The sequence below is a fragment of the Nocardia sp. NBC_00416 genome, from assembly GCF_036032445.1.
In the GTDB taxonomy this organism is placed as follows: Bacteria; Actinomycetota; Actinomycetes; order Mycobacteriales; family Mycobacteriaceae; genus Nocardia.
Genome location: NZ_CP107932.1, coordinates 6,029,609 through 6,056,555, shown reverse-complemented (window position 1 = coordinate 6,056,555; position 26,947 = coordinate 6,029,609). Strand labels below are relative to the sequence as shown.

At 66.3% G+C, this 26,947-nt stretch carries 15 protein-coding genes; 6 read left to right on the top strand and 9 right to left on the bottom strand.

The features are described 5' to 3' along the window. Positions 1–84: 84 nt before the first annotated feature. The 3 genes from OG804_RS26175 to rmuC form a co-directional block, all read right to left on the bottom strand. Positions 85–1,716: a type I restriction-modification system subunit M gene (locus OG804_RS26175; RefSeq protein WP_328390870.1), complete on the bottom strand. Its 1,632-nt coding sequence runs from the start codon at positions 1,714–1,716 to the stop codon at positions 85–87. Beyond that, complete coding sequence (locus tag OG804_RS26170; RefSeq protein ID WP_328390868.1) at positions 1,703–3,874, bottom strand: hypothetical protein; 2,172 nt, start codon at positions 3,872–3,874, stop codon at positions 1,703–1,705. Before OG804_RS26170 ends, OG804_RS26175 begins: the two co-directional genes overlap by 14 nt. Positions 3,875–3,990: 116 nt before the next feature. Continuing rightward, entirely contained in the window at positions 3,991–5,613 is a 1,623-nt protein-coding gene (rmuC, locus tag OG804_RS26165; protein WP_328390866.1) for a DNA recombination protein RmuC, read from the bottom strand. 384 nt (positions 5,614–5,997) lie between these two features. On the opposite strand from rmuC, the gene OG804_RS26160 reads away from it, so the two are divergent. The 3 genes from OG804_RS26160 (at position 5,998) to OG804_RS26150 (ending at position 9,393) form a co-directional block, all read left to right on the top strand. Then, positions 5,998–6,195, top strand: a complete 198-nt coding sequence (locus tag OG804_RS26160; RefSeq protein ID WP_328390864.1) for a hypothetical protein — start codon at positions 5,998–6,000, stop codon at positions 6,193–6,195. A 136-nt stretch (positions 6,196–6,331) separates the two neighbouring features. Further along, positions 6,332–7,630, top strand: coding sequence for a DNA sulfur modification protein DndB (locus tag OG804_RS26155; RefSeq protein WP_328390862.1), 1,299 nt, complete (start codon positions 6,332–6,334; stop codon positions 7,628–7,630). A 143-nt stretch (positions 7,631–7,773) separates the two neighbouring features. After that, positions 7,774–9,393 carry a hypothetical protein gene (locus tag OG804_RS26150; protein WP_328390861.1) on the top strand — a complete coding sequence of 540 codons (1,620 nt, stop codon included), beginning with the start codon at positions 7,774–7,776 and terminating at the stop codon, positions 9,391–9,393. A 201-nt stretch (positions 9,394–9,594) separates the two neighbouring features. On the opposite strand, the gene OG804_RS26145 is transcribed toward OG804_RS26150, so the two are convergent. Genes OG804_RS26145 through rplN form a run of 4 tightly spaced genes read right to left on the bottom strand, consistent with a single transcriptional unit; the run spans position 9,595 to position 11,037 of the window. Then, positions 9,595–9,780 (bottom strand): type Z 30S ribosomal protein S14, encoded by a 186-nt coding sequence (locus OG804_RS26145; protein WP_014349101.1) that lies wholly within the window; start codon positions 9,778–9,780, stop codon positions 9,595–9,597. Between the two features lie 4 nt (positions 9,781–9,784). Next, positions 9,785–10,348 carry a 50S ribosomal protein L5 gene (gene rplE, locus OG804_RS26140; protein ID WP_328390859.1) on the bottom strand — a complete coding sequence of 188 codons (564 nt, stop codon included), beginning with the start codon at positions 10,346–10,348 and terminating at the stop codon, positions 9,785–9,787. 1 nt (position 10,349) lies between these two features. Next, positions 10,350–10,667, bottom strand: a complete 318-nt coding sequence (rplX, locus tag OG804_RS26135; protein ID WP_033244256.1) for a 50S ribosomal protein L24 — start codon at positions 10,665–10,667, stop codon at positions 10,350–10,352. A 1-nt stretch (position 10,668) separates the two neighbouring features. Continuing rightward, the gene (gene rplN / locus OG804_RS26130) at positions 10,669–11,037 is read right to left on the bottom strand and encodes a 50S ribosomal protein L14 (RefSeq protein ID WP_058857048.1); all 369 of its coding nucleotides are present in this window, start codon (positions 11,035–11,037) and stop codon (positions 10,669–10,671) included. 400 nt (positions 11,038–11,437) lie between these two features. On the opposite strand from rplN, the gene OG804_RS26125 reads away from it, so the two are divergent. From OG804_RS26125 to OG804_RS26115, 3 genes are all read left to right on the top strand, one after another. Beyond that, positions 11,438–13,453, top strand: coding sequence for a M13 family metallopeptidase (locus OG804_RS26125; RefSeq protein ID WP_328390853.1), 2,016 nt, complete (start codon positions 11,438–11,440; stop codon positions 13,451–13,453). 131 nt (positions 13,454–13,584) lie between these two features. Next, positions 13,585–14,559 (top strand): ABC transporter substrate-binding protein, encoded by a 975-nt coding sequence (locus OG804_RS26120; protein ID WP_328390851.1) that lies wholly within the window; start codon positions 13,585–13,587, stop codon positions 14,557–14,559. 47 nt (positions 14,560–14,606) lie between these two features. After that, on the top strand, positions 14,607–15,977 hold the full coding sequence (locus OG804_RS26115; RefSeq protein ID WP_328390849.1) for a SagB family peptide dehydrogenase: 1,371 nt from the start codon (positions 14,607–14,609) through the stop codon (positions 15,975–15,977). A gap of 956 nt (positions 15,978–16,933) precedes the next feature. Here OG804_RS26115 and OG804_RS26110 read toward each other — a convergent pair. Both OG804_RS26110 and OG804_RS26105 read right to left on the bottom strand, forming a co-directional pair. Further along, a complete protein-coding gene (locus OG804_RS26110) occupies positions 16,934–22,030 on the bottom strand; it encodes a non-ribosomal peptide synthetase (protein ID WP_328390847.1) in 5,097 nt (1,698 codons plus the stop codon). 42 nt (positions 22,031–22,072) lie between these two features. Continuing rightward, on the bottom strand, positions 22,073–26,683 hold the full coding sequence (locus tag OG804_RS26105; RefSeq protein ID WP_328390845.1) for a non-ribosomal peptide synthetase: 4,611 nt from the start codon (positions 26,681–26,683) through the stop codon (positions 22,073–22,075). Between the last annotated feature and the right edge of the window lie 264 nt (positions 26,684–26,947).

Genomic DNA, 26,947 nt, shown 5'->3' with positions numbered 1-26,947 from the left:
ACGTGGTCGTCTGAGGGTTCTGCTTGACCCCAATCTCCGTCCTTTGTGTCTCGCAGCAATTCCTTCAATAGTACGAAATTTTCCCTAGACATTGATCCTCGCCAGCTGTTCACGCACCAATGCATCCAGCCTTGAGGACTCATCGAAAAGTCCGCTAAGCTCATCCGTTAACCGTGCAAGGCGTTTCTCCACCGGTTCCGCGTCGGGATCCTCCTCCACTTTGACTGTGCCGACATAGGTTCCTGGCGTAAGCACATAGTCGTTCTTAGCGATCTCTTCCAAAGACGCAGTACTACAGAAACCAGGGACGTCTTCGTATGAAAGATGTTTCTCCTTCGCTGACCTTGTACCGCGCCACGCGTGGTATACATCGGAGATCTTTTCGAGGTCCGCATCGGTGAAGACCCGCTCAGTCCGGTCGAGCATGGTGCCCACCGCTCGGGCATCAATGAACAGGACTTCATTGCGGCGGTCTTGGAGCGCCTTAGCCCCCTGTGGCGACTTGTCTTTCGCCATGAACCACAAGCACGCCGGGATAGTTGTGGTCCGAAACAGGTTGCCCGGCAAAGCGACCATGCAAGCTACGAGGTCGGCATCGACCATCGCGGCTCGAATCTCTCCTTCTCCGGACAGTTTGCTGGTCATCGAGCCGTTGGACAGCACCACACCAGCAGATCCACGGTCGCCCAGTTTTGACACGATATGTTGCAGCCAGGCGTAGTTATCACTGGACTTTGGCGGTACACCGAAGCGCCATTTCAGATCACTTGGGCTAGGATTCCAGTTATTGTCGTTGAACGGCGGATTGGCCATGACGAAGTCTGCCCTGAGATCAGGATGTTTGTCGTCCACATTGGTAAACGCCCAGTGGTCGCCGATCCCTTTCGGGTCCAGCCCGTGAATTGCGAGATTCATTTTCGCGAGCCGCCACGTCCGTTCATTTGATTCTTGACCGTATATTGCAAGATCGTGAATGTGGTCTCGCCCTTGACGTTGAAGTACAAATTTTTCTGCTTGCACGAACATACCGCCGGAACCGCAGCATGGATCGTAGACGCGTCCCTTATACGGTTCCAATACTTCGACGATGAGGCGGACTACGCTCGCGGGCGTATAAAACTCGCCGGCTCGTTTCCCTTCCGCGCGGGCGAACCGCTCGAGAAAGTATTCGTAGACCTCGCCGAGCACATCCTGCGCCGGCCGATCACCGTGACCCGTGAAGCGCGCGTCACTAATCAGGTCGACCAGTTCCTTGAGACGCTTTTGGTCGACGTTGTCGCGGTTGAAGATCTTCGGCAGCACACCAGTGAGCGCCTTGTTGGCCTTCATCACCTGGTTCATGGCGTCGTCGATGAGTTTGCCGACGCCTTCCGCGGCGCTGCCGGCGTTCTCGGCGATGTAGTCCCAGCGGGCGGTCGGGGGCACCCAGAAGACATTCTTCTCCGCGTATTCGTCACGCTCCTCGAGGAAGTCCTCGCGGCGGTGCGCGGGGATCTCGGCGAGTTCGGGGTCGGCAGCGAGTTCGGCGCGGCGTTCGGCGAACGCGTCGGAGACGTACTTCAGGAAGACCAGGCCGAGGACGAATTCCTTGTACTGGGCGGCGTCCATCGATCCGCGGAGCTTGTCGGCGGCCTTCCAGAGGATGTCCTGGATTTCCTTGGTGCTGGAAATACCGGGCAGTTCGGCTTGGCCGGTGGCGCGTTTACGCGGGGGCATTGCTCCTTCTTCCTGGGTGTTCGGTGGTGATGGTCGGGTCGATGGTGAGGGTGCCGTCGGCGAGTCCGGCGACGGTGAGCCGGCGCACCTCGGCGAGTACCTCGGCTTGCGCGCGGAGCAGTTGCTCACGCTGTTCGATCTCGGCCAGTACGGCGTCGAAACGCCGCACGTCGTCGGGGCTCAGATCGGGCAGCAGGTAGTCCTCGATGCGGCGGGCCGGACGGACCGCACTCGGACTACGGGCCGTGCCGCGGGCCGCGCCGAGCAAGGCGGCGAGGACACGGGGGGTCAGGGGGGCTCGGGCCTCCGGATTCACCCGCAGCACCCGGGCAGGGAAAGCGGCAATGCGGAAACCGTCGTCCACGAGAAGACCGAGTTCCGGGGCGGTGGTGTAGACGATATCGCCGGGTTCGGTGAGCGTGACGTGCTCGTAGTGGGTGACGAGGGTGATTCGGTCGAGCCGTCGGGCGCCGAGGGGAGTTCGGCCGGTGATCTCGTCCGGGCCGATCACGTAATGGTGCCCGTCCGGGCCGGTGTGCTCCGCGGCGATGCGATGGCCCTTGACCTTGGTCACTCGGCCCTGGGCGATGAGCTTCCCGAGGGTTGTCGGGTCGGGGCGCGGGGTCGCGCGGTGGACCACATGGCCGCGATATCGGCCGTGCGACTCCTCGTGCGTGCGGGCTTGGACGGTGGCCTGCTCCAGTCGGATTTCGGCGTCCGCGATCAGGGCGGGCCGCTCGCGAACATGCCGCGCCAGGATCTCCGAAGTGGGCGGTGCAGTCGGGGTGAGTGGCGCTCCGAAAGCACGATCGAGTTTCTCGATTTCCACGGCCCGTCCGTAGCGCGGGTCGTGTCCGTCCAACCTGCGGGAACCTTCCGCGCGCCAGAGCAGGACATCCTCGGTGAGGCGGGTGCGGACCGGCTCGGTGAGGGGCTCGGAGCTGATATCGATCAGTAGGGCATAGCCTTTCGTCGCGACAACAGGTTCCCGAGTGAGAGTCCAGATCGCGGGACGATATCCGGGCCGGTACGGGAGTAGGCCGCCGGGTAGTGCGATGACCGATTCCACAACCTCGGCCCGCAGCAGCTTGGCGCGGGCCTGTGCTTCGCTGGTACCACGCAGCGCTTCCACCAGGGCGTCGGCCGGGCCCAGTACCACGGCAGTGCAGCCCGGTCCGAGGAGGACAGCGATACGGTCCAGCTCCTGGAGGGCGGTGAGAGCCTTACGACTTTCGCCAGGACGATACGGGAGTTGGGTGACGAGGATATCGGGGTAACCGATGTCCTCGTCGAGGTCGCGACCGATCTGGACGTCGAGCGACACCTCATCGACTCCGGCGAGCAGCAGGCGGCGCCGGGTGACCCGGGCGAGACGCTCGTCGGGTTCTGCGGCAAGGACGGTGATTTCACCGGCATCGTCTGTGCCGCGGATTAAACCGGCCAACAGGTCGCCGGTCCGGGCGTGTGGATCTGCGAGGGTTATCGAGTCGTCGCGTTCTATCCGGGCCGGGAGCTCTGCGAGGTCGATGAGCAACCGCAACAGTTCGGGAACGACAGCGTCGGCGGTGAGATCAGGGAGCTCAAGGCGGGCGCGGTGGGCGAGCAGCCATTCGTAGGCGCCGTGCTCGCTGTAGGCAGCTTCGACCATGTCCTCCGCGAGCACGGCCAGCGGTGCGGTCTGCTCGCCGGCGGCGCGGAGTTCCCGCAGGAGGAACTCGTCCTCGGGGTCCATGCGTTCGGCCCGGCGCAGTAGGCGGTCCGCAGACTGCCGGCGCGTACCGTCCACCGTGTTGTCACACAGTGGTTTCTCATCGAGGTGACGGAGGCAGAGCAAAGCGCCGAGGATCTCGACCGAGTGGAATCGACCGGCCGCCATACTGTGCTGTACTGCGGCAATTCCGTACAGCACGAGTTCGGTGCGCAGCTGTTCGGCGTCGGCATTGCCCAGGCCGGTGGAGGTGAGCCACCGGGCGATCTGTTCGCCGTCGAAGAAAAGACGGTCACCCTGCCCGGTGGCCGGTGCCGGGAAATCGCGGTGCCGGCGCCGCCAAGTGGACACCACCGGCCGCCGAACCCGGGCCATCGCGGCGATCTCGGACATGGACACCAGGACGCGTGTGCCGGCATCCCCGGAGGTTGCATGCTGTCCGCCTGTCATGGTGTCCTGCCCTCCTTTCATGTGCCGATGCTGAGAATACCGCCCTTCAGGTGGTGACAAAGTCCACTACGCTGATAACCCCCTATATCAGATTCTACTAACCCCAACCAGCTGGCTCAGTTCTGCATATGGTCGGTAGCAGCTGATTCGATCAGTTCCGGACTGCGGAAGGACCGCGTCAGCCGGTCGCTCTGCCGCAGTTCCGGAAGATCTTTCTCCACGAGTTTCAGATCTTGGAACTTGCGCGCAGTCACCAGGACCCTGCTCTCCATCGAGCCGACTGCGTCGTTGTATGCCTTCACGGAACTGTCGAGAGCAGTGCCGAGGGTCTCCAGGTGCTTACCCATCGTCGCCAGACGGTTGTAGATCAACGTGCCGAGTTCCTGGATCTCGCGCATATTCGCGTGCAATGCCTCCTGCTTCCAGCCGAATGCGATCGCCCGCAGGGCTGCGATCAGCGTCACCGGAGTGGCGATGAGCACCTGCTTGGCGGCAGCATGTTCGAGGAGATCCCGGTGGTGCTCGAGCGCAGGTGCCAGGAAGGACTCACTCGGCACGAACAGGATCACGAACTCGGGCGAACGCTCGAACTTCGCGTGATAGCCCTTCCCGGACAACGCGTCCACATGTTTCCGCAGCTGTTTTCCGTGCTCGATCCACAACCGCTGCGCTTCGTCCTCGTCGGCGGCCTCGGTAGCGGCGACGAACGCCTCCATCGGCACCTTCGAATCCACGATCGCGTCCTTGCCGCCGGCCATCCTGATCACCATATCGGGACGCTGTGCGGATTCCTCGCCCACAACCGTCACCTGAAGGTCGAAATCGCAGTGTTCGACCATGCCCGCCAATTCGACCGCGCGCTTGAGTTGCATCTCGCCCCACTGTCCGCGGGTCTGCGGCCGCTTCAGCGCCTGCACCAGGGTGCTGGTCTGCATCCGGTTGCGAACACTTTCCTCGGCCAGGCCTTTGATCTCTTGCTGCAATCGCGATTCGATCGAAGTCCGGCTGACTTCGAAATCCTTGAGCTGACGACCCATCTGGGCCAACCCTTCGTGTACCGGTTTGCTGATCGCAGCCAGCTTGGACTCGGCGGCGGAGACCAGCGTTTCCTGCGAACGCGTCAGCAGCTGATTACCCAGGGCCTCGAATGCTTCCTTCTGCATCTGCAGGTTCTGCTCGCTCATCTCCTCGATCTGCTTCCGGAGCGCCTGCTGTGTTGTGGAATCTTCTCGGAGGGAACGGATTTCCGTACGCAAGGCGGTGAGTTCGTTGTCCATCTCCTGGATCCGCACCCGCAGCTGTTCCTCGACGGCGTGCAGGGCTGTCGCCCGCTGCTCGGAATCGCGCAAAGCACGCCGGGTTTCGTCCGCGGCGGGCCCAGCCGATGCGAGTTCGGCGCGCAAACGTTCGACTTCCCCTTCCGCGCGATGCAGTTCGGCGCGCGTGGAACTCAACTCGGACCGCAACTGGCCGAGCTGCTCGTCGAGGCCCTGGCGCCCGGCGGTCATCGTTGCGTTCTCACGCTCCAACCGCTCCGCGCGTTCGGTGGCGCGGTTGCGTTCGGCGCGCAGATCGTCGGCGCGACGTCCGGCTGCACGACTCTGCTCTTCGGCAAGCGTTCGCGCCGTCTCGTTTTCGGCTCGCCGTCTACCGTGCCGGGCGCCGGCGATCAGGTATCCGACGGCGGCGAACAGGACGGCGCCGACCAAAGCGGTAACGATCGAAACGGTGGTGGTCATCAGTGCTCCTCAGAGGGTTTTCAAGTCGAGCTGGTGGCTGTGCGGTGGATCGCGTCGCCGTGACCTGGTTCCCGTGCTTCGAAGGTCGTGACGACAGGCGGAACTGTAGGCAATCAGTTATGGGATTTAGCAAAGAGTACTGATATCAGGGGTTATCAAAGATTTTTCTTGAAACTTCATGAAGTCTGGGCCATCCTCTTCTCAGCGTCACGCTGGCTCCCACACTCGGCGGGGTCCGCTCCCGAAACCCTTAGGAATTCCGATGATTCGAAGACTCGGTGTCGCCCTGCTGGCCATCGGCTGCACTGGAGCGTTCGTTACCGGTCAGGCATCCGCGAACCGCGCGACTCGCTCGTCGACGGCACCCCGGTCGTCGGCGACGACGTGCGACCGGGCTTGTACGTCACCGATGGACCCGGCACCGACGACTACGGGTTCTGCTTCATCGAATGGCTCCCTTACAAGGGCGCCCGCTCCTCCGGGCTCCTCGATATCCAGTCGTACGAGGGGCCGTCCTATGTGCAGCTGAATGCCGGTGATGTCGTCACCGTCGACGGATGCAACTGGACGCTCCAGAGCTGACTTCCACGAGATGCTGCCGGCAATCGGCCAGCAGGCCGGGCGCATTTATTCGGCCGCCCGTCCCGAGTGCGCCCTCGGGACCGATCCCCCACGGACACCTGTCCGGTGTCCGGCCAACCACGTCAGGAGATGAAATATGACCACGAACGTTATGGGAATCCAGGAACACGACGGGCTCGACATCGCGCTCGAAGCCGCCTCGAAGGACGCGGCCGCGTCCGGGGCCCGGGTATTCCCGTGCACCGTGTTCGAACAAGGGAAGCGGACGATGATCTCGACCTCGTTCCCCTTCTCGTTCCTCGCCCGTCAGGTCGTCGCGGAATCCGTGCAGAAAGGCGGCGATCCCAGCAACAAGACCAACCGCCCCCTGATGGCCGATCATGTGAAGACGATCAACGCCTATGTGCGGGAGAACCCCGATGATTACATACTGCCACCGGTCACCCTCAATGCCCGCGAACTGCCCGCGCTGCACATCCCACGTGGAAATATGAAGAATCGCTTGGGGTTCATGGTGATCGACGACAACGTCGTCTTCAATGTCACGGATGGACAGCATCGGATCGCCGCGATCAAGGGTATGGGTTCGGGACGGTCCTCGGTGCCTGGGCTCGTCGATTTGAATGCGGGTTTCGAGGCGCACAGTCTTGCGGTGCTGATCGTCGTCGAATCGGACATTCGCCGCATCCACCAGGACTTTGCGGATGCCGCACAGACCAAGGCAATCCCTTCCAGCCTGCTGGCGGTGTACAACACGCGCGAACCGATCAACGGCGTCCTCGCCGATATCATCGACGGCACCCGCCTCTTCCGTGGCCGCATCGATTCGACCTCCTCGGCGCTGCCGAAGGCGTCGAATGCGGTGTTCCTGCTGAACCAGGTCCGGCAGTTCGTCAAGGAACTGATGTTCGCCGACTATGCGTTGTCGGAGGTCTCGGTGGGCAAGCAGAGTAGCCAGATCATCGGCGAGAAGGCGGCCCGGGACGAATTCGTCGCGGATGCAGTCGCTTTGATCGAGACTCTGTCCGAACACATGGACCCGTGGCGTGAGATCTGCGAGTTGCCCACCACCGGCGGTCCGGCAAACCGCGTCGCGGACTTCCGAACGCATTACATCAACATGACCGCCACCGGCCTCAATGTGATCGGCCGGGTCGCCTACGAGATCCGGAAGAGCCCTGATCTGGAATTGCGCCAGCGGGAATACCAGAGGCTCGCCTCCGAAATCGATTGGCGGCGCCAGGCAACGATCTGGCAGGGCAACATCGTCACCGCGGACGGCAAAGTCGTGACCAACCGTCAGCCGGTCCGTACTGCCGCCGACAAGGTGAAGGCTCAGCTCGGGCTGCCCCCCCCAGTCGTAGTAACCAACGCCGACGTCCCGCGGATATACAGTCGCCGACGCGAAACACGTAATCGGGTCGGTGCCCAATGACCACCCTCGGCACTCTTCGAAACCGGCGGTCCCCGGTCCTTTCGGTCTGGATCGGGGACCCGCTCGGCGAATCGATATCGATGCGACCGGAGCCTGCCCATGCTGGTCCGTGGGTCGGGTCGTCAGACTGCAGGAGCCATAACGTGGACGATGACCGGCTGGTCGTGACCGCCGTTATCGGCGGTCGCCAATCGAAAGATCCCGCCTTCCTTCCACCGGACTACCAGGACGCCGAGAAGTTCGTGCGACGCTACCGACGGGCGAGATTCTTCTGTGGAATCTACCTCGGTGGCTGCGGTTGGCCGCTGGCACACAAGGTGTGCGCGACCAAGAAATCGCACTGGGCGCACCACCCCGGCGGCCCGGTGTGCAATCGCAGCGGACGGGAGGATTCCGCCGACCACCTGTACATCCGCGCGGGCCTGATCAGATTGCTCGGCAAGGGCGGCGACGAGAAGATCACGGAAGAAATCGTGATGGACGGCAAGCAGTGCTCCTACACCCAGATCTCTCGCGGAAAGACGGTGCTCCGGATCCAGTACGCGAATCTTCGCGAAGACCAGTGGGGTTTGGAACATCGCGCGTTGCGGCGGCGCTTCACCAATGTCCATTGGGTGATCGGCCCGAGCGCGTCCAGCACTGCGGAGTTCATCGAAGTACGCAAGGGATGGGTGCTACGAGCGGACTGTCGCACCCGCGGAGGGACTCGGCAAGTACTCGTACGACTCGATGGGAGCGCGGGCAAGCAGGAATGGATACTCCTCTCGGAGTGCGTAATCGATGCGAATGGCCGAGTGACCGGGCCAACGCTTTGGGAGCAACGTGCGTTGCACCAGAAGAAGTTCGAATCGCGGCGGCTTGATCGATCCGCCCCCGTACCTGCCCCGGAGTCGCCGCAAGAGCCGTTGATTCGTGCAGCCTCTGCCGATCAGCCGAACGATGCGACTCTCGCGGAGTCGGTGCGTCCATTTCTGGACCATATGGAAGCGGCGATCGCGCGAGACGATCTCACCAACCTCGAATCCCATCTGGAGGTTCGCAAGCGCGAACTGGAATGGCTCCGCCACAGCGGCCTCACAGCGGAACAAGCGCGACTGAACCGGATAACGACCTGGCGCGTGAATCATTACAACAATGCGATCAGGCAGGCACCCGCTGCGGCAAAACCCGATGCCCGATCAACTCACCCAGCCCAACCCACTCAGTCCATGACTCGGTCCGCTTCGAACCGATGGTCGCCGCCGCCCCCACGTGAACGCACTAACAAGCCCGGAAATCGAAGAGGGAAGGTTGTCCAGGCCACGCCCGCTCCGGGACTGAGCAGACAGCGTGGAACGTCCGGCGAGCAGAACAGGAACAGGAAGCACAGCGAGGCCGGGGTGAAAAGCCAGCCTCCGCTGACTGGTCTCGCGGCAAAGCTCGAGCCGCTGCTGCGGGAGGCCGCGCGCGCCGGCCGCACAGTGCCCTGGGGCGATCTTCCACACCCCGCCGGGCAGAAACACCAGGACATGGCCCGCGCTCTGGCCCGGATGGAACGCCACAATCGCCCAGGAAGCCCACTGCTCACCGCCCTGATCGTCGGCGGCGGAAACAAGGTCCACCGAATTTTCGGCGACGTTTTGGTGAACCTGGGCTACACCCGCATCACCAACGATCTAGGTCTCGACCTCGCGGGTGAAACAGAGCGGGATCGGGTGCATGCATACCATGCCCAACCTCCTCGTCAGCTCCCCAATAGCAGACTGCCGAGGATGAGAGAGTAGCCCGCCCGGGGCTACGGAGGAGGAAGCCACACCGGATTTCTTGCTCACTCATCGACAGGCCTCGGACTCGCTCGGCGCCTGTGCATAGCGTTGTTTGCGCGAATCTGATCACACCCGCCGACGAACACGCAAGAGCACGGACTGGTGAAGTCCGTGCCCTCGCGTGTTGTTCAGTTGAAGACGCTCAGCCCGAGCGTCAGCTCACCAGGAGCTCTTGTGCACGCCCGGCAGCTCGCCGCGGTGCGCCATTTCGCGCAGGCACACACGGCACAGGCCGAACTTGCGGTACACCGCGTGCGGCCGGCCGCAGCGCTGGCAGCGGGTGTAGGCGCGGACGGCGAACTTCGGCTTGCGGTTGGCCTTGTTGACCAGTGCTTTCTTAGCCATGTGCTCAGTTCTCCTTGAACGGGAAGCCGAGGTGCTTGAGCAGGGCACGGCCTTCATCGTTGTTGGTCGCGGTGGTGACAACCGTGATGTCCATACCGCGCGGGCGGTCGATCTTGTCCACATCGATCTCGTGGAACATCGACTGCTCGCTCAGACCGAACGTGTAGTTGCCGTTGCCGTCGAACTGCTTGGGCGACAGACCGCGGAAGTCACGGATACGGGGCAGGGCGATCGAAACCAGCCGGTCCAGGAACTCCCACATCCGGTCGCCACGCAGGGTGACCTTGGCGCCGATCGGCATGCCCTCACGCAGTTTGAACTGCGCGATGGATTTGGTGGCCTTGCGGATCTGCGGCTTCTGACCGGTGATCAGGGCCAGGTCCTCGACCGCACCGTTGATCAGCTTCGCGTCCCGGGCGGCGTCGCCGACACCCATGTTCACCACGACCTTGACCACGCCGGGGATCTGCATGACGTTCGGGTAGTTGAACTCGGTGTTCAGCGCGTCCTTGATTTCCTCGCGGTAGCGCTGCTTCAGCCGAGGCTGCACTTTCTCGGTGGTGGTCATATCAGATGTCCTTCCCGTTCTTACGGGAGATCCGAACCCGCTTGCCGGTTTCTTCGTCGGTGCGGTAGCCGATCCGGGTCGGGTTACCGTCCGAGTCGACGACCATCACGTTGGACACGTGGATGGGGGCTTCCTGGGTAACGATGCCACCCGAGGACGCGCCACGCAGGTTCGCGGAGTTCGCGACGTGTTTCTTGATCCGGTTCACGCCCTCGACCAGGATCCGGTTCTGCTGCGGGAAGGCCTGGATGACCTTGCCCTTGGCGCCCTTGTCCTTGCCCGAGACGACGAGCACGGTATCGCCCTTGTGCACCTTCATGTCAGAGCACCTCCGGGGCCAGCGAAACGATCTTCATGAACTTCTTGTCGCGCAGCTCGCGCCCGACCGGGCCGAAGATGCGGGTGCCGCGCGGATCGTTGTCCGGCTTGATGAGCACGGCGGCGTTCTCGTCGAAACGGATGTAGGAACCATCCGGACGGCGCCGTTCCTTGGTGGTGCGCACCACGACGGCCTTCACGACGTCACCCCGTTTGACGTTGCCGCCCGGGATGGCTTCTTTCACAGTGGCGACGATGACATCGCCGATACCGGCATAGCGGCGCGACGAACCACCGAGAACGCGGATGCAGAGAATCTCCTTGGCACCCGTGTTGTCGGCGACGCGCAGCCGCGACTCCTGCTGAATCACTTCAGCCTCCTAGACCTGGACGTAAAGCACGCCGGATTGCCGACCCGACGGGCATGGTCTGTCACCATCCGAACGCGCGCCTACCAGCGGTTTCATCTGATCGCGTGGATCAACCACCGGGGGTTCGCGGCCGAAACGCGGGCACAGGTCCCGCAGGCAACCGGTCAAGGATAGCGAATCCGCAGTTCGGACCGAAATCGGGGGGCTCGGGGCCCGCCGCGGCGGCGCGGGGCGGACGCCGCGAAGCTCTCGTTCGCAAGTCGACCGTACCGGGTGCCGCGCCTCTCCCGGCGCGACGCCGCGAGAGGGCGCCGGTAGCCTCATGGGGCTGGTTCGCCTACGTGAGGTGCGGGTCCCGCATCGGGGAGAGGTTTCGTTGAAATCGTCGGATCGTCGGTTCGTGCTCGATCGCCGTGGATTCCTGGTCGCCCTGGGGCTGGCGCCCGCCGCCGCATGGCTGGCCTCGTGCGCCGACGCGGAGTCGAAAAAGCTGATCACGGTCGATATGAGCGGTTCCGATCCGGCGATCCGGCCACAGGACGATCTGTACCGGTACGTCAACGGGAAATGGCTGCGTGAATACCAGCTGCCACCGGACAAGACCTCCTACGGCGCGTTCAGCGAGGCCGGCGAACGGACCCAGCAGCAGTTGCGGGAGATCATCGAGGGCATCAGCGACCCGGAGGACGGGTCCGAGGCCCAGCAGATCCGCGACCTCTACGACGCCCGGATGAACCTGGACGAGATCGAACAGCTCGGCCTGACCCCGCTCGATTCGATGTTCGCCGAGATCGACGACGCCAAGGACAAGCCCGCGCTCGCCGAGGTGATGGGCCGGCTGCCGATCGGCGGACTGATCGGCATCGGGGTGAGTATCGATCAGAAGGACTCCACGGCCTACATCCCTTCGATAGGGCAGTCCGGAATCGGTCTGGACGAGCAGTACTACCGCGATCCGCAGTTCGCCGAGGAACTCGCCGGCTACCGCACCTACCTGGAACGGCTGGCCAAGGGCGCGGATCTGCCCGACCCGGCCGGTATCGCGGGGCGGCAGCTGGCGCTGGAGACCCGGATCGCCGCCGCGCACTGGGACAACGTGCGCAACCGCGACGCCGAGGCCACCTATAACGTGTTCGACTGGGACAAGGCCACCGCGCTGGCACCGGAATACGACTGGGCCCCCTGGCTGCGCGGTATCACCGACCGGCCCCGGGACCTGTTCACGAAGGTCGTGGTGAACCAGCCGTCGTTCGTCACCGAGGCGGGCAAGATCTGGGCCGCGACCGATATCGCGATCTGGCGGGACTATCTGAAGCTGGCGGTGCTCACGGCGTATGCCAACGTCTTGCCCAAGGAGATCTCCGACGCCAATTTCGATTTCAACGGCCGGCTCATGTCCGGGCTGAAGCAGCGGCCGGAGCTGTGGAAATCGGCCGTCGGTTCGGTGGACGGCAATCTGAGCGAACAGCTGGGCAAGCTGTACGTGGACAAGCATTTCCCGCCCGAGGCCAAGGAACGGGTCCAGGCGATGGTCGACGATCTGCGAGCCGCCTACCGGGAGAACTTCGCCGCTTCGAGCTGGATGTCGCCCGAGACCCGGAAAGCCTCGATCGAGAAACTGGACAAGATCGGCCTCAAACTCGGCTACCCGGACAAGTGGGTGGACTACTCCACCCTGAAGGTGACCCGCGGCAAGATCATCGAATCACTGCGTGCCATCAACGATTTCGAGGTGAAGCGATCGTTCGACCGGCTGGGGAAGCCGGTGGACAAGACCGAGTGGAGCGCCTCACCGCAGACGGTGAACGCCTACTACTCCGCCACCGGCAACGAGATCGTCTTCCCGGCCGCGTTCCTGCAGCCGCCGTTCTTCGACAAGGACGCCGAGATCGCGGTCAACTACGGCGGGGTCGGTGCGGTGATCGGACACGAGATCGGGCACGGGTTCGACGACCAGGGCTCGAAATTCGACGGCGACGGCAACCAGCGCGACTGGTGGACCCCCGCCGACCGCGCCGCCTTCGACGCCAAATCCCAGCAGCTCATCGACCAGTACAACGCGCTGGTCCCCGAGGGGCTGGCCCCGGAGCAGCATGTGAACGGCGCCCTCACCGTCGGCGAGAACCTCGCCGACCTGCGCGGATTGCAGATCGCCCTGGCCGCCTACCGGATCGCCGAGCAGCGAGGCGGTGTCACGAATCCCGACTACCAGACCATGTTCCGGTCCTATTCGCGGATCTGGCGTTCCAAGATGACGCCGGAGGTCACCGAGCGGCTGCTGGCCGGTGACACCCATGCTCCCGACGAGTTCCGGGTGAACCAGGTGGTGCGCAATATCGCCGAGTTCTACCGGACCTTCGGCGTGGCCGAGAACGACGCGCTCTTCCTTCCGGAGGACCAACGCGTCGGGTTGTGACCCGCCCGCACACCCGAGTAGCGCCGGCGCAGGATGCCGGTACGCACCCAACTTAGCCAAGCCTGTCCTATGCTAGGGCTGCCGCCGCGGATTGCCGAGGTGGCAGCCCTTGCTGAGGAGGATTGTCGACGATGAAGACGGTGCGAATGTCCCGCGGTCGGACACGAGCTGTGTTCGTCGCACTCGCCGGGGTGCTCACCCTGGCACTGGCCGGCTGCGGCGGGTCGAGCGACGGGTCCTCCGGCGAGGGTGTCACCATCGCCCACGCGTACGGCGAGACGGTGATCGAGGGCACCCCGACCAAGATCGTCGCGCTGGGCAACCAGTGGCTCGACACCGTGCAGTCCTTCGGTATCGTCCCGGCCGGCTATATCGACAATGTCGCGACTTTCGCGCGCAAGTCCCCGGCCTGGGAGCCGGAGTCGTTGCAGCAGGCCGAGGCCCTGAACACCGGCGGCGATATCGCCGAGGCGGTCGCGGCGGTGGAGCCCGATCTCATCCTGGCCGATCCGTTCATCGCCGACCGGGGCATGTACGAGAAGCTGTCCAAGATCGCGCCCACCCTGCCCGCGCTCTCCGACAAAGCGGGCGCCCCCTGGACCGACCAGGTGACCGCGCTGGGCAAGGCGCTCGGCCGGGAAGGCGACGCCGACAAGATCATCGCGGACGTCTGGGCCAAGGTCGACGCCGTCGGCACGGCGAACCCCGGCCTGAAGGGCAAGACCTTCCTGAGCACCTGGCTGGCCGGCCCCACTCAGCTCATGGTGCTCAACGATCCCGCGGACGGTTCGGGCGCGCTGTTCAACCGGCTGGGAATGACCATTCCGCAGCACATCCAGGAGCTGCCCGGGTCCAGCGGACGGGTCTCGCTGTCGCCCGAACGGGTCGGCGAACTGACCTCCGATCTGTTGATCGCCGGATACTCGGTGAACCAGGACGCGGCATACCGGCAGCTGCCGGGTTACGCCGATCTGCCCGCGGTCCGCAAGAACTCGGTGGTGTTCCTGGACAACGCCGATATCGGCGCCATCAACCAGCCGACTCCGCTGTCACTGCCCTACATCGTCGACAAACTCGGGCCCGTGCTGGCCAACGCGGCGAAATAGCCCCGCACACCGGTATTCCCGCGGTTCGATCGATACGGAGAAGTGGTTTGTCCACCCTCGTCCACGAGCGTCTCCGGTACGCCCTGCGCACCGGAGTCACCTGTCTGACCATGCCCAACGGGGCGGTACTGCTGAACCCGCCGCACAACAAGAAACTGACCGGCCTGCCTGCGGCGAGTCGCGACGCGCTGAAGACGCTGAACCGGGGCCCGGCACTGTTGTCGCAGCTCGCGACCGACCCGGCCGGCGATGTGGCCGTACTACTGGGCCAGCTCGCCGCCGAGGGCTGGCTGGCGGTCACCGTCGTCGACGGCGACCGCGACCTCTACACCCTCGACCCCTTCACCACGCCCCGGGCCCGGCCCGCGGGCGCGGCACCGGCGCCCGGCGCACTGTCGAAATTCACGATATTGCGCCGGGACACCACCGGTTTCGTGCTCGAACACCCGCTTTCCTGGTGTGATCTGCGGATCGCCGATCCGCGGATCATCGCCGTGCTCGGCGGGCAGGACGCGGCCGAATCGGGCCTCGCGCCCGAAGTCCTCGAACGGCTCGCCGACGACCTGCACTGGGGCGGGTTCACCGCGAACCCGGTCGACGAGCGGGACCGGTTCACGACCCGCAGCTGGAGCGCACCCGATCTGTGGTTCCACCGGCGCAGCACCCTGGGCCCCCGCACGATCACCTGGGAGCATTTCGGCCCCACGAAATGGGCCAAGGACAGCTTTCCGCAACCCGACGCCCGCAAGCCCGCGTATCCGGGCACACCTGTCGCGCTACCGGCGCCCGACCTCGCGGCCCTGCGGACAGCCGACCCCAGCCTGACCACGGTCCTGGAGGATCGCCACTCCTGCCGCGAATACGACGACAGCGCGCCGATCACCCTGGACCAGCTGGCCGAACTGCTGTATCGGACCGCCCGGACCCGGGAGGTGAAACCGGTCGGCCCCGGCGAGGAGCTGCTGTCGCGGCCCTACCCGTCGGGCGGCGGGGTCTACGAGATCGAGGTGTACCCGATCGTGCGCACGGTCGACGGGCTGGACGCCGGTATGTACCACTACAACTCGTTCGAGCACACCCTGCACCGGATCGCCGAGCCGGACTCCGCCGAAGTACGCCAACTCGTGCGATCCACCTCGGCGACACTGGTCGGCGGCGCCGAACCACAAGTGGTGCTCCTGCTGGCGGCCCGCGCGGGACGAGTGATGTGGACCTACGAGCAGGTCGCCTACGCGAGCATCCTCAAACATGTCGGGGTGCTGATGCAGACCGTGTATCTGGCGGGAACCGCGATGGGTCTCGGGGTCTGCGCCCAGGGTTTCAGCGATACGGCCGCGTTCGTGGCGGCCGCCGGGGTGGACGAACTCGAGGAATGTGGGGTCGGCAGCATCATCGTCGGCACGCCGGCCCGGAGCTGACCGGGAATCCCAGCGGGGGCACACTCAGCGGCTCAGCGGCTCAGCGGCTCGCGCGACGGTGGCCGATCCGCCCGGCGCGCGATCCCGAGCCGCCGACGCTCTCGACCGCTCCACCCCGGTGCAGAGCCGATCCGACGGGCTCGGAATCAGCGGCGTTCGGAGACAGCGCGTCCGGAAGGCTGACGCGACCGGAAGGCGTCCGACTTCTATCCGCCGCAACCGATTCGACCGGCTACGTCCGCGGGCACGCCGTTGCTGTGCACGCAATCGAGAGCGGAGCCTCCATCGATCACACGCCAGTGCAGGTGCCCGTCTTGCTCGACGTAGTGAAATAGGTACATGCTCGGCTGGGTCTCACCGTCCGGCACGCTCCGGGCTGTGGCGTACTCGCCGCTGCACCTCGGTTGTTCGAGATCGGCCAGCGGAAATCGCGGACCACCCGTCATGCGCAGCGTGGTTATCAGGTACTCGCGGTCCACGACGGCGCAGGGGTCGGCCGCCGGCACCGCGACCGGAGGATCGGGTACCGCAGGTGGGGGTGCGGGCGCCGCAACCGGAGGCTCGGGCGCACTCGGAGGCTCGGGCGGACTCGGGAGTTCAGGCGCACTCGGAGGCTCGGGCGCAGCCGGGGGTTCAGGCGCACTCGGAGCATCGGGCGGCGCAGGAAGAGCCGGTTCGGTGCTCCCGGCAGCGGGTGTCGAGGCCCGAGCACTTGCGGGGGCGGTGCTCGATGCCGCGGGACCGGAATCCGATGCGCCCGTATCGCTACAAGCCGTGAGAAGCGCGGCGGCGGCAGCAGCCGCCGCGAGAAGGGCAAGCCTGGTCATGGTTTCCTCCCGTACGGGCCGCCCGCGGCAACCCACTACAGGATCATCTCTGCGCGTGTGGTTTTCGTTTCGCCGTCGCCTGCGCCGCGGTCGCCCGGTGAACACCCGTCCACCGGACGACCGCCGCTATCAGTTCCGCGCGGACCAGGCGCTCTGCAGATTCTTCAGGGCATCGGCATCGAGCCCCGAAGCGGCCATCGGGGCCAGATGCTGCTGCTCGGCCCCGGCACCGGACTCCTCTTCCGGCTCCGGTGGATTCGCGACGATCTCGTCCACCGCCGCGGCCAGATCTGCGATGGTGAAGTATTCGAACAGCAACTGCGGCGCGAGCGGCAATCCCGCCTCCCCCGCGCGGGCGGAGAGCTGAATCGCGATAACGCTGTCGCCGCCGAGGGCGAAGAAGCCGTCCTCGCGCCCGACCTCGTCGATCTCGAGGAGTTCGGCCAGCAGGGTGGCGATGGTTCGCTCGGTATCGGTGAGCAGGGTCGCGCCGGTACCGCCGACCGCCGCCACGGGCGCGACCGGCACCCCGTGCCGGATCACCACCTGGCCGGTGTCCCAATCCTCGGGCACCACGCGCAGGTCCGCGACCGAGCGGTCCGGGGCGGTGGCGAAAGCCTCGACCACCCCGGCGAGTGCGTCGGCGAACACCGCGCCGGTGGCCGGTTCGTAGAGATCGGTGTTCACCACCACACGGGTGGTGAGGTCACCGTTGCTCTCCACTGTGTAGTCGAAATGGATATCCATGAACGACACTTCGTAGTGCTTGGCGATACCGGTCATCGTCGTGGTGCCGTCGGCCGTGAAATCCACCGCCTGCGGGCGGTTCCGGAAATGCATCACCACCTGGAACAACGGGTTGCGCGACAGGGTGCGCGGCGGGTTGATCGTCTCCACCAGCCGCTCGAACGGCACCCCCTGCCGGGTGATCGCGTCCAGCGCGGCGTCCCGGACGCGGGCCAGCACTGCGCGCGGTGTCGGGTCACCGGACAGATCGTTGCGCAGGACGACCATGTTCGCGAACAGGCCGATCATCTGGTCGGTCTGCTCGTCGAGCCGGTTGGCGACCGCCGCGCCGATCGGCAGATCGTCACCGGCCCCGAGCGCGTGCAAGGTCACGGCGCTCATCGCTTGGCACAGCATGAAATCGGTGACGCCCGCGCCCTCGGCGTACTGCCTGGCCGCCTGCCAGGTGGTCGCGGGAACCACCCGGGTCGCGCTCACACCGTTGCGGGCGAGCACCGCCGGACGCGGGCGGTCGTGCGCGATCGCGATCTCGTCCGGTATTCCTTTCAGCGTCGCACACCAGTAGTCCAGCAGCTCCTGACCGTAAGCGCTCACCGCGCCCTGTCCGGGAGCCCGATCGAAGACCTCGCGCTGCCAGATGGCGAAATCGGCGAACTGGATGCCCAGTTCCGGCCAGTCCGGCGCCTTCCCGGCCAACCGCGCCCGATAGGCCCGGGTGAGATCGTCGACGAAGATATCGCAGGATTGCCGGTCGGCGATGATGTGATGCATCAGGATCGACAGCACACTGGTGGTGTCGTCGAGCACCAGCAGCCGCACCCGCAACTGGATCTCGGTCCGCAGATCGAAGATGTAGGCGGCATCCCGCGCCAGTTCGTGTTCCAGCCGCTCGGCGGGATCCTCGGCTCCCCCGCGCAGATCCACGACCGGCATCGGCACCGGAGCCGGCGGGGCGATGTGCTGATACGGGGTGCCCTCGTGCTCAGGAAAGGTCGTGCGCAGCGAATCGTGCCGGGCGGCCACATCGGCGACCGCGGCCCGCAGCGCTTCCACGTCCACGGGTCCGTCGAAACGCACCGGGTAGGTGACGTTCTCGCCGTCGATCGCGCCTTCCATCCGGCGCTGCAGCCAGTACATTCGCTGCGAATAGTTGAGCGGAATGTGGTCGGGATGTTCCCGGCGTACCAGGGCGGGCCGCACCACGGATCTGGACGCGGCGGTATCCGGCGCCGGGGAGTCCGATTCGGACCCGGTCTCGTCGAATTCGGCCATATCGTCGATATCGATTCCGAATTCGCGCTGGAACTCCGCGACGATATGCGCGGCCAGACCACCGACGGTCGGAGTGTCGAACGGCACCCGCATATCGATCTCGAGGCCGAACTCCGCCCGGATCATCGAGATGAGCCGCGCCGCGAGCAGCGAATGACCGCCGAGTTCGAAGAACGAATCATCGGCGCCGATCCGCGGCCGGTCGAACAACCGGCCGTACAGTTCGGCGATGCGGCGCTCGGTGGGGGTGCGCGGCTCCCGGAACTCCCGTTCCAGGGCGAGTTCCGGTTCGGGCAGCGCCCGGCGGTCGAGTTTGCCGTGGGTGGTCAGCGGAATCCGGTCGATCACCGTGAACGCCGCGGGCACCATGTATTCGGGCAGCCGGGCGGTGACCCTTTCACGCAGTGCGTCCAGGTCCAGTTCCGCGCCGGGCACGGGCACCGGATAGGCGGCCAGGAACTGACCCAGCGACGGATGGTCGGTGACCACCACCACCGAATGCGCGACATCGGGATGGTTGTTGATCGCGGCTTCGACCTCGCCCAGCTCGATCCGGTGACCGCGAACCTTGACCTGTTCATCGGTGCGGCCGATGAATTCGATCATGCCGTCGATACCGCGCCGGCCCAGATCGCCCGTGCGGTAGAGCCGCTGCCCGGACCGGAACGGATCGGCGACGAAACGCTCGGCGCTGAGACCGGACCGGTTCAGGTAGCCGCGGGCCAGCTGATCACCGCCCAGATAGATCTCACCGACCACGCCGTCGGGCACGAGTTGCAGGGCGTCGTCGAGCAGGTAGAGGTGGACGTTCTGATTCGGGGCGCCGATGGGGACGATCCCGGTGCCCTGCGGGCCCTCGACCGGCATATGGGTGGAGCACACCACCGCCTCGGTCGGCCCGTAGTGGTTGCGCAGACGCGCTTCGAACCGGGCGGTGAACCGATCCGCCACCTCGCCCGGCAAGGCCTCACCGCCCACCGGCAGATGCCGCAACGTGGTCCAGTTGTTGATCTCGGGGAGCATCAGGAAGGTGGCCAGCATCGACGGAACCATGTGCAGCACCGAGACGCCCTGCCGGCTCACCAGATCCGCGACATAGGGAATATCGCGGTAGGCGTTGGGTTTCGGGATCACCACGCACGCGCCGACGTATTGCGTCACGAAGATGTCCATCAGGGAGGCGTCGAAGCTGACCGAGGTGGACTGCAGTACCCGGTCCGCGGGGGTGAGCTCCCATTCGGCGGCGAAACTCGCCAGATGATCGGCGATCGCCGCGTGCGGAACCGGTACGCCCTTCGGACGCCCGGTGGAACCGGACGTGTAGATGACGTAGGCGATATTCGCGGGATGCAGCGGGGCGACCCGGTCGCTGTCGGCCGGATCCGTATCCGGCAGTTGCGCGGCGGCCGCGACGGCGGCGGCATAGGCGCTCTCGGTGAACAGCAGCCGCGGCCGGGCGTCGTCGAGCAGATACTCGATCCGCTCGGCGGGATAGCCCGGGTCGATGGGCAGATAGGCCGCCCCGGATTTGAGGATCGCCCAGGCCGCGATCACGAAGTCCACCGATGTGGCCAGGCTCAGCGCGACGATGTCCTCCGGCCCGACGCCGCTGCCGATCAGCCAGTGCGCCAGCCGGTTGGCCCGCGCGTTGAGCTCGGCATAGCTGAGTTCGATCTCGTCGGACACCACCGCGGGACTGCCGGGTGTCGCGGCGACCCGCGCCTGCAGTTGCGTGACGAGCGTGGTGGGCACGGTCTCGGCGAGCGGCCCGTGCGAAACCTCGAGGACCGCGGCGCGATCCGCGCCCAGGATATCGAGTTCGGAAAGGCGGCGATCGGGGCTCGCCAGTGCGCTGTCGAGGAGCTGGATGTAGTGGTCGAGCAGTTGGTCGACGGTGCGCTCCTCCAGCCGGTCGACCAGGTAGGTCGCCTCGACCCGGGTGCCCGAGTCGTCGGCGACCACCATCAGCCCCAGCTCTTCCTGCGCCACCGCACTGGCGAGCGGGAGTTCCACGGACTCCACCCCGGGCAGGTCGAAACCGTTGACGGTGCCGCGCATGCCGAAGCTGAGCTGGACCAGTTGCGCCAGACCGTCGCGACCGGCCACCCGATCCGGGCCGACCGCGTGCACCACCTGATCGACACCGGCGCCCTGATGCGCGAACGCTCCGGTACAGGCCGCAACCGTGGATTCGAGGAGGGTCGCGAAGGTCGCGTCGCGGTCGGCGGCGGCTCGGATCATCACCGCGTTGCCGAAGTATCCGAGCAGCGCGTCGGCACCGCGGCCGGACCGATTGGTCACCGGTACCGAGATCAGGAAGTCGGCGGCCGCGGTGTAGCGCCGGACCAGTGCCTGGAAACCGGCCAGCAGCACCATGAACGGGGTCGCCGAGCACGGTCGGCCCACGGCGGTGACACGGCCCATGAGGTCGTCGGGCAGCGCCCGCGACCGCGTCCGGGCGTCGCGGCTGTATACCGCGGACGCGGCGCGGCCCGGAAGTTCGAGACGGCCGGGCAACGGGGTGAGCACACCACGCCAGTAGTCGAGGTCGGCGGCCTCGGTCTCGGCGTTGCGCGGACGGACCGCGTCGACGTCGACGTACTGGAATTTCAACTCCGACAGCGCCGCGCCCCGATAGGCCGCATTGACCTCGGCGAAGAAGACCGGCCAGGAATCGTCGTCCCACCCGATGTGGTGCACGGTCAAAATCAGCACATGGTCGTTCTCGCCCGTGCGCGCCAGGCTCGCCCGCAGCGGCGAATCCTGAGTCAGATCGAAGGGCCGGGCGAACTCCCGGCGGGCGAGCACCTCCACCCGGCGCTGCCGCCCCGCCTCGGGAAGTCCGGTGAGATCGTGTTCCTGCCAGGATAATTCGTGATCGGCCCGGGAGACCTGATACGGCTCGCCCGCGTCGTCGACGTGGTAGGTGGTGCGCAGGATCTCGTGCCGGGCGACCACCGTGGCCAAGGCCGAACGCAGCCGCCCGGCATCCAGGTCGCCGCCGAGCCGGTAGGCGACACAGATGTTGAGGGTGGTGTCCTCTGGATCGAGCCGCTGGACGAACCACATCCGGCGCTGCGCATCCGACAGCGGGCCGGGGTCCTCGCCGCGCCGGGCCGGAGCCACCGGCTCGGCGGCCGTTATCGCCTGTTCCTCGAGCCGCTGCTGCAGTAGGCGTTTGCGGCGCTCGAGAATATCGTCTGCCATGGCTTTCCTTCGGAATCAGCGTGAGTGGATGTTCGGATCGGGTCAGGCGCCGACCGAGTCGGCGGCCCGCAGATCGACCGGGGCGAGCGCGTGGATCAACGCCGTCATCACGTCCTGCCAGATCTCGACCAGCCGATCGATCTCGGATTCGGCGAACAGTGCTTCGCTCCAACGCAGTAGCGTCACCAATTGGGGCCCGTCCGGAGTCGGGCCGATGCCCGCGAGCACGTCCACGGCGCAACGCAGACCGAAATCGGGCTCCGGGGCCAGCGGCAGATGCTCGACCAGTCCGGCCTCCGACGCCGGCGTCCACTCGGTGCTGGAGCCCGTCATATCGACCCGGCCGAGGTAGTCGAACAGGATCTGCGGCGCCGGGGCCGCCGTCACAGCGGGATCCTCGGTCAGATACCGCAGCACCCCGTAGTCCAGCCCGTTGTTGGGGATCGCGGCGACCTCGGCGGCCACCGCCTCCAGCAGTGCCCGGACCCGGTCCGGATCCTCGCGTACCGCGGCCAGATCGACCGGTTCGACACCGGCCCCGAAACGGGCGGGGAACATACTGGTGAACCACCCGACCGTATGGGACGTGTCGATATCGGGGCCGAGTATCGCGTCCTCGCGGCCGTGGGCCTCCATCGCGACATAGGCCCCGCCGGACGGGTCCTGACCGCGTTCGGTCCGCCAGGTCGCCAGGGTGACCACCAAGGTCGCGAGCAGGAATTCGCGCACCCCGGCCACCGCGGCGGGGGATTCCAGCAACGCCGCGGTGGTCGCGGCCGGTGTATCGAATCGGAGCGCGCGGTAGGAGCCCCAGCCGTCGGCCGACGGATCGGGGCGGCGGCTGCCGAGCACCGGATCGGGCAGCGCCGACTGTCGTTGCCAGTACGCACGCTGCGCGAGAACTTCCGGCAGCGAAGCGCGCTCACGCAACGCCGCCGCGTATTCGCGGTAGCCGGTGTGCTCGACCGGCGGGCGGAGCGCGGGAACCCGATCCGGCCGCGCCGCCGGATCGGCGGTCAACTCGGCCCAGCTCGCGGCCAGGTCGGCGCTGATCACGTACCAGGACACCGGGTCCACGGCGAGATGGTGCACGGTGAGCAGCAGCAGATCGGTCGTCGCGGGCCGGACGATCCGGGTCGCGCGCACCAGGTTCCCGGCCGGCGGATCGAGCAGTTCAGCGTCGGCCCGGGCCCGGGCGGCCACCGTCGCGGGGAGATCCGCGCCGCCGTCGCACGTGATGAGTATCTCCGCCGCGGAGATCACTCCGGGCTCCCGGGTGTAGAGCTCGTAACCGGTCGCGGTCTCGGTGAACCGGGCGCGCAGCAGATCGTGTCCGTCGAGCAGCGCCTGGAGTACGGCGACCAGCTGCGCGGCACCGATACCGGCGGGCAGTACGAGCAGTGCGCTCAGCGAGAACCGCCGATAACCACCGTATTCGTGCATCCAGGACAGGATCGGGACCGCGCCGACCGCACCGTATTCGGCGACCGCCGACCGGTGTTCGGCGGTATCGCCGCTGTCGATGCGGGCGGCGAGCTCGGCGATGGTGCCCACGCTCAGGATGGTGCGCGGAGTCGTCGCGATGCCTGCCCGGCGCAGCCCGTTCACCAGGGAGAGGGCGACGATGCTGTCGAGACCGAGCTCGATCAGATCGTCGTCGACGCCCGGCCGGGGGCCACCGGTCAGTTCGGCGATCACGGCGCAGATCGCGCGTTCGGTGTCGGTGCGGGCGGCGCCGCCCGCCTCACCGCGGAAAGCTTCGGCCGCGAGCGCCTCGAGCCGCCGCACATCGAGTTTGCCGTTACCGGTCACCGGCAGGGCGTCCACCGCCAGCACCCGCTGCGGCACCATGTACGCGGGAAGGCTTCCGGCGAGCCGTGCGCGCAGATCCCCGGCGTCGAAGTCCGGCCCGGCGCCGATCACGAAACCGACGAGCACCGCACCGCTGGGCCGGCGATACGGCAGCACCGCCGCCGAACGCACACCGGGCAGCGCCGCCAGCGCTGTCTCGACCTCGCCGAGTTCGATCCGGTAGCCGCGGATCTTCACCTGACCGTCGGCGCGACCGAGATAGGCCAGCTCGCCGGACGCCGAGCGCCGCACCAGATCACCCGTGCGATACATACGAGCGCCGAGTTGGTAGGGGTCGGCGACGAAACGCTCCGCGGTACCGCCCGGGCGGCCGATGTACCCGCGAGCCAGTTGCGCGCCCGCGAGATACAGCTCGCCCACCACACCGTTCGGCACCGCCCGCAGCCGGGAGTCGAGGACATAACCGGCCGTGCCGGTCGTGGGGGCGCCGATCACCGGCACGCCGTTCGGGTCGGTCACGGCGGCGACCACCGCCTCGACGGTGGTCTCGGTGGGGCCGTAGCAGTTGTGCACGGCGGTCCCCGACAGCGCCGCGAGTTGCCGCCACAGCGGTGCGCCGATCGCCTCGCCGCCCAGCGCGAGAACCGCGAGCGGCACGTTCCCGTACTCGTCGACCAGTCCGGCCGCCGCCAACTGCGCGAACATCGACGGCGTCGTATCGATCATGTCGAGTTCGTGCCGCCGGATCCCGGCGACCAGCTCTCCCGCGTCACGCATCTCTGCCTGCCCGAACAGATGGATCGCGTGACCGTCGAACAATCCGATCAACGGCTGCCACGAGGCGTCGAAACTCAGTGACCACGCGTGCGCGATCCGCAGCGGCCGGCCCAGCCGGGTGACGGCCGGGCGGTAGACGCGTTCGCGGTGGTCGGCGAAATATGCCGCGAGAGCCCGGTGCGTGCCGACGACTCCCTTGGGTTCTCCGGTGGACCCGGAGGTGAAGATCAGATAGGCGCGTTGGTCCGGATGGACCGGAACCGGGAACGCGGTATCGCCGGGATCGGCTACCGCCGCCGTGGCCATATCGAGCAGATCCGGCAGCTCGCCTATCTCATCGAGCACCTCCACTCCGGCGGTGGTGAGGACCACCCTCGGTGCGGCCTGACGCAGGATCGATTCGATACGCGCGGCGGGGAGTTCGATATCCAGCGGTACGTACGCCGCTCCGGCCGCGAGCACACCCAGCACCGCGATCACGGATTCGGCCGACCGCGGCAGGGCCAGCGCTACCACGTCTTCCGCACCGACACCGCGGGCGATGAGCGCCGCCGCCACCCGCTGCGCGGCCGCGGCCAGTTCGCGATAGGTGAACCGCTGGTCCGCGGTGCTCAGCGCGAGCGCGTCCGGCGTCGCCGCCGCACAGCGCGCGAACAGTTCGGCCACTCCCCCACCGAGGATTTCGGCGGCCGGTTCGACCGGCGGCCGCGGCTGTTCACCTGGGAGGAGCACATCCAGGTCCGCCGAGCGGGCGGTACCGAGATCGGGTAGCCGCCGCAACACTTGTGCCAGCCGTTCGGGCAGGTCGGCGGGTGCGAGATGGCCCAGTAGCGCGGGTACCGCTTCGACGCCGATCGAGAGTTCGCCCTCCAGCAGATAGGAGACGACGGCCAGCGGATAGTGGGTGAGACCCTGCGATTCGATCACCGACCACTCGGTGCCGTCGGCCAGGTTCACCGGTCGCAGCACATCTCCGACCGGCACGTTCTCGAAAACGAACAGGGTGTCGAACAGGCCGCCGCGCCCGGCCGCCCGCTGGATCTCGGACAGACTGAGATAACCGGCGCCGCGCATGGCGACCGCCTCCCGCTGGAGGCGGCGGCACGCGGCGACCACACCGTCTCCCCCGCCGTCGGCGGTATCGAGCCGTACCCGCACGGGAATCGTATTGATGAACAGGCCGATCATCGTCTCGACGCCGGTCAGCTCATCGGGCCGGCCGGAGACGGTGGTGCCGAACACCACATCGTCGCGGTCGGTGAGCCGGCCGAGCACCACCGACCAGGCGTATTGCACCGCGGTGTTCAGCGTGAGGCCGCTGGTTCCGGCCCAGGCCCGCAACCTTTCGGTCTCGGTCTCGGTCAGTTTCAGCACATGCACTTCGGGCACGATGGTGTTGATCGCCGAATCCGCACGCTCGCCGAGGATCAGCGGTTCGGCACCCGCCAGGTACTCGGTCCATCTGGACAGGTCGGCGGCGGGGTCGCGGGCGGTGAGCCAGCCGATGTAGTCCCGGTACGGCCGCGGCGCGGGCAGGCCCCCGGCCGATCCGCCGGCCTGGTAGATCGCGTACATCTCGCGGAAGAACACGCCCAGCGACCACCCGTCCATCAGCAGGTGGTGGGCGGTCAGGATCATCCGGTGCGTTCCGTCGGGAAGGGATACGAACACCACCCGCAGCGCCGGTCCGCGGGCCAGGTCGAAACCGGTGCGCGCCTCCGATTCGGCCAGCGCCTCGTATTCGCGGTGGTCGGCGGTGCGCTCGAACCAGGGCAGCACCACCGAACTCGGCACGATCTGCACGGGTTTGGGCAGGTCCTGATCCCAGAAGGCCGCCCGGAGGTTGGGGTGGCGGATCAGGATCGCTTCGATACTGCGCCGCAGCAGGTCGCCGTCGACCGGACCGGTGATGTGCAGCGCGAACTGCATTGTGTAGAGATCGCCTGCGCCGGCCAGCCGGGCCAGGGAGAACAGCCCCTCCTGCAGCGGACTGAGGGCGAGCACATCTTCGATCTGTGGAACCGGATCGCTCTCGGCCGATTGGATTTTCGTCTTCTCCGACATGAAGGCGACTCCTCAGCCGTTGTCCCGGGAAGCTGCATCTCGCGCAGTTTCGCTCACGCTAGCGACTTAGGTTAGCCTATGCAAAACATCGGTGCCAGCAGTTCTGAAGCACCGGAAGTTCCCACTGCTGACTTCCCACTATCAGGGCCCGATAAATTACGGTAGCCTTACCTAACTCATCAGGCGCCCGGCACAGCGAAGGACGAGTCGCCGTCGCGGACCGCCCCTGACGAGACCTCGCTGCCCGCCGCCTGACACCGAGCG

What these genes read in the sequence shown, in the direction of transcription:
- rplE (WP_328390859.1), bottom strand. Translation starts at nt 10,348, where the DNA reads ATGACCACCACCGAGAAAGTGCAGCCTCGGCTGAAGCAGCGCTACCGC.
- rplX (WP_033244256.1), bottom strand. Translation starts at nt 10,667, where the DNA reads ATGAAGGTGCACAAGGGCGATACCGTGCTCGTCGTCTCGGGCAAGGAC.
- OG804_RS26155 (WP_328390862.1), top strand. Translation starts at nt 6,332, where the DNA reads ATGACCACGAACGTTATGGGAATCCAGGAACACGACGGGCTCGACATC.
- OG804_RS26105 (WP_328390845.1), bottom strand. Translation starts at nt 26,683, where the DNA reads ATGTCGGAGAAGACGAAAATCCAATCGGCCGAGAGCGATCCGGTTCCA.
- OG804_RS26110 (WP_328390847.1), bottom strand. Translation starts at nt 22,030, where the DNA reads ATGGCAGACGATATTCTCGAGCGCCGCAAACGCCTACTGCAGCAGCGG.
- OG804_RS26175 (WP_328390870.1), bottom strand. Translation starts at nt 1,716, where the DNA reads ATGCCCCCGCGTAAACGCGCCACCGGCCAAGCCGAACTGCCCGGTATT.
- OG804_RS26145 (WP_014349101.1), bottom strand. Translation starts at nt 9,780, where the DNA reads ATGGCTAAGAAAGCACTGGTCAACAAGGCCAACCGCAAGCCGAAGTTC.
- OG804_RS26120 (WP_328390851.1), top strand. Translation starts at nt 13,585, where the DNA reads ATGAAGACGGTGCGAATGTCCCGCGGTCGGACACGAGCTGTGTTCGTC.
- OG804_RS26170 (WP_328390868.1), bottom strand. Translation starts at nt 3,874, where the DNA reads ATGACAGGCGGACAGCATGCAACCTCCGGGGATGCCGGCACACGCGTC.
- rmuC (WP_328390866.1), bottom strand. Translation starts at nt 5,613, where the DNA reads ATGACCACCACCGTTTCGATCGTTACCGCTTTGGTCGGCGCCGTCCTG.